Here is a 3,971-nt window from a genome sequence, read left to right on the forward strand (position 1 = left end):
GGTCCAGGATGTACAGGTAGAACGCATTGGACACGCCGTGGCGCCCGGGACCGCGCTCGATCCGGTCCGAGATGCGCAGGGCGCCCATCTTGTCGCAGATCGCCAGGATGTTGTGCTTCTCGTGGGTGGCGAAGGCGACGTGGTGCATGCGGGGGCCGTCTCCGCCGGTCATGGCCGTGTCGTGCACGGTCGACTTGCGGCGCATCCAGGCGGCATACACGGTGCCCTCGTCGTCCTGGATGTCCTCGGTGACGCGGAAGCCCAGGTCCTGCATGAACTTCGTGGCGCGCGGCACGTCCGGGGTGACCTGGTTGAAGTGGTCCAGCCGGACCAGGGCCCCCGGGGTGTAGAGGTCGTAGCGCCAGGCCAGGCGCTCGACGTGCTCCACCTCGTGGAAGAACTCGTAGGGGAAGCCCATCGGGTCTTCCACGCGCACCGAGTCGCCGATGCCCTGCGTGAAGCCCTCCTGGCGGCGCTCCACACGGCAGCCGAGCTCCTCGTAGAAGGCCACGGCCTTGTCCAGGTCTTCCGGGCTGCGCACGCGGTAGGAGAAGACGGCGACGGCGGCCACCGGTCCCTGGCGCAGGACCAGGTTGTGGTGGATGAACTCCTCCAGGGACCGCAGGTAGATCGTGTTCTCGTCCTCTTCGGTGACGGTCAGGCCGAGCACGTCCACGTAGAACTCGCGGGAGCGCTGCAGGTCCGTGACCACGAGTTCCATGTAGGCGCAGCGCAGGATGTCCGGGGCGGGGGCCTGCGGGGTCGGGACGGGGTTGTCGGAGACGATGGGGGCTTCCTGGGAGACATAGAAGCCGGAGGACGTCATCGTCCGGTCGTCGAGGTGGGTCATGATGGTCCTTACTTTGCGGGGGTCAACGGGGAGGACGGCGAAGACGGGGTGGTCAGCCGGCGCGGTGTGGAGGAGCCGGGCCCGGTCACGCCTGGAGCTCCTCGGCGGCCTGCTCCTGCCGGCCGAAGACCGGGTTGTGGACCTCGCCGAGGTTGATGTGCACGGCCTGCTGGTCGGTGTAGAAGTCGATCGAGCGGTAGCCGCCCTCGTGCCCGAGGCCGGAGGCCTTCACACCGCCGAAGGGGGTGCGCAGGTCGCGGACGTTGTTGGAGTTCAGCCACACCATGCCGGCCTCGACGTTCTGGGCGAAGTTGTGGGACCGCTTGAGGTCGTTCGTCCAGATGTACGCGGCCAGGCCGTACTTGGTGTTGTTGGCCAGCTCAAGGGCCTCCTCGTCCGTGTCGAACGGGGTGATGGCCACCACCGGGCCGAAGATCTCCTCCTGGAAGATCCGGGCCTCCGGGGAGACGTCGGCGAAGACGGTCGGCTGGATGAAATTGCCCTCGGGGAACTCCTCCGGGCGGCCGCCGCCGGCGGTCAGGCGGGCCTCGGACTTGCCGATCTCCACGTAGGACATCACCTTCTCGAAGTGCTCGGGGTGGACCAGGGCGCCGACCTCGGTGGTCTCCTCGTGGGGCAGGCCGACCTTCACGCGCTTCGCCTGGGCCGAGTAGCGCTCAACGAACTCGTCGTAGATGCCGCGCTGGACCAGGATGCGGGAGCCCGCGGTGCAGCGTTCGCCGTTGAGGGAGAAGACCCCGAAGACGGTTGCGTCGATCGCCGCGTCCAGGTCCGCGTCCTCGAAGACCACGGCCGGGGACTTGCCACCGAGTTCCATGGAGAGGCCCTTCAGGTACGGGGCCGCGTTGGCGAAGATGATCTGCCCGGTGCGGGACTCACCGGTGAAGGAGATCAGCGGCACGTCCGGGTGCTTGACCAGGGAGTCCCCGGCGAAGCCCTCCTCGCCATAGCCGTGGACCATGTTGAACACGCCGGCCGGCAGCCCGGCCTCCTCGAAGATGCCCGGCCAGAGGGACGCGGACAGCGGGGTGAACTCCGCCGGCTTGAGCACCACGGTGTTGCCGGTGGCGATGGCCGGGCCGAGCTTCCAGGACTCGAGCATGAACGGGGTGTTCCACGGGGTGATGAGCCCGGCCACGCCGATCGGCTTGCGGTTGACGTAGTTCGCCTGGCGGCCGGGGACCTTGAACGCGTCATCGTGCTGGGCCACGATCAGGTCCGCGAAGAAGCGGAAGTTCTCAGCGGCACGGCGGGCCTGGCCCAGCGCCTGGGAGATCGGCAAGCCGGTGTCGTAGCACTCCATCTCGGCCAGCTCCTGGCCGCGGGTCTCCACGATGTCCGCGATCTTGTGCAGCACCCGGGAGCGCTCGCGCGGGAGCATGGTCGGCCACGGGCCGTTCTCGAAGGCGTCCTTGGCGGCGGCCACGGCGGCATCGATGTCCGCAACCTTGCCGGAGGCGGCCTGCAGGTAGGGCTGGTTGGTGACCGGGTTCAGCACGTCGAACGTGTCTCCATCGATGGAGTCGACGTGCTGTCCGCCGATGTAGTGCTGGATCTTCCCCGGCAGGTTCGCGGGAACGAAGTCATTGCTCTGGGCAGTCATGATGGTCCTCTCGGTCGTCAGACAGATGGTGAGTCGGCGTCGCCATTGCTCGCGGCGACGTGGTCCAGGTAGGCGTTCAGGGTGTTGAGTCGGTGGTGGCGGGCGGCCTGCTCCACCGCGCCGAACTCGGCACCGGCGGCGATCAGGTCCAGCAGGTGGTCGTGTTCGGCCACCGAGCTGTCGGCACGGTGGGGCACGTAGGCGAAGGTCGAGGAGCGCAGCGCGGCCAGGCGGGCCCAGCCCCGGTGGACGAGGTCCAGGATGTGGCTGTTCTGGTGGTGCTCGAACAGCACGGAGTGGAATTCCTTGTTGAGCCGGGTGAACTCCACGGCGTTGAAGTCCGCCAGGAGTGCGCGCATCCGCTCGTTGATGGCCCGCGCCCTCTCGATCTCCTCCGCGGTGACCAGGGGGGCGCACAGTGCTGTGGAGTAGCCCTCCACCAGCGCCAGCGTCTCCATGGTGTCGTGGTAGATCTCCGGATCGATCCCGATCACGGTCGCCCCGACATTGCGGGTATAGGCCACCACCGACTCCGACTGCAGGCGCCGGATGGCCTCCCGCACGGGGACCACGGACATCTCGAGTTCGGCGGCGAGCTGGGCGAGCACCAGCCGGGCGCCGGGCGCATAGCGGCCGGCATTGATGCCGGACAGGATCCGCTGGTAGGCCAGGTCCGCCTTGGACGTTCCCGCCCCGGCATCCTGATCACCTGCCCCCCGGTTCACCGGATCTCGTCCGGCCGTGTCGGCGGTGATCGTGGTCATCGTTCGTCCCGGTCCACGCGGCTCGCGCGATAGTCCGCATACGTCGACTTCCACTCGGCGTTCGGCGGGAACAGCCCGTCCACCGGGTGCCCCTCGGCCACACGGTCGAACACCCAGGCGTCCTGCTGCTCCTGCTCAAAGGCGTCGTTGACGACCTCCTCCAGCAGGTCCGGGGGAACCACGACCACACCGTCGTCGTCACCGATGATGATGTCCCCGGGCTGGACGGTGGTGCCACCGCAGGCGATCGTGCCGCCCACCTCCCAGGGGATGTGGCGCCGGCCGAGCACGGCCGGGTGCGCGCCGTTGGAGTAGACCTGCAGGCCGACCTCGGCGACGGCCGCGGAGTCCCGCACGCCGCCGTCGGTCACCACCGCGGTGGCGCCCCGGACCTGGGCGCGCAGCGCCAGGACATCTCCGAGGGTCCCGGTGCCCGTCTCGCCGCGGGCCTCCATGACCACCACGTCGTCCGGCTCCACGCTGTCCATCGCGCGCTTCTGAGCGTTGAACCCGCCGCCGAAGCGCTTGAACAGGTCCTCGCGGTTGGGCACGTAGCGCAGGGTCTTGGCGTAGCCGAGGATGCGCTGGCCCGGGTGGGTGGGCCGCACGCCGTCGATGGTGGCGTTGTCGATACCGCGCTTGCGCAGCTGGGCGGTGATGGTGGCGACCGCGGTCTCCTCGATCTTGGCCCGCAGCTCCACGGTCAGCAGGGTGCGGTCCGCGGAGGGGGTGT

Annotated in this window: 3 protein-coding genes and 1 pseudogene; all 4 read right to left on the reverse strand. The window is 68.7% G+C overall.

The genetic code is table 11. The annotated features are described in order from the left end of the window. Positions 1–850, reverse strand: an 850-nt coding sequence (gene hpaD, locus RUH65_RS15360) for a 3,4-dihydroxyphenylacetate 2,3-dioxygenase (protein WP_313818513.1), incomplete at its 3' end; no start/stop codon positions are given. Between the two features lie 85 nt (positions 851–935). Beyond that, complete coding sequence (gene hpaE / locus RUH65_RS15365; RefSeq protein ID WP_313818514.1) at positions 936–2,474, reverse strand: 5-carboxymethyl-2-hydroxymuconate semialdehyde dehydrogenase; 1,539 nt, start codon at positions 2,472–2,474, stop codon at positions 936–938. A 17-nt stretch (positions 2,475–2,491) separates the two neighbouring features. Next, positions 2,492–3,238 (reverse strand): GntR family transcriptional regulator, encoded by a 747-nt coding sequence (locus tag RUH65_RS15370; protein WP_313818515.1) that lies wholly within the window; start codon positions 3,236–3,238, stop codon positions 2,492–2,494. Next, positions 3,235–3,971: pseudogene (locus RUH65_RS15375) on the reverse strand (hypothetical protein); the annotation flags it as partial. The gene RUH65_RS15370 and the pseudogene RUH65_RS15375, both read right to left, overlap by 4 nt.

The organism is Citricoccus sp. (assembly GCF_032154715.1).
Taxonomy (GTDB): Bacteria; Actinomycetota; Actinomycetes; order Actinomycetales; family Micrococcaceae; genus Citricoccus.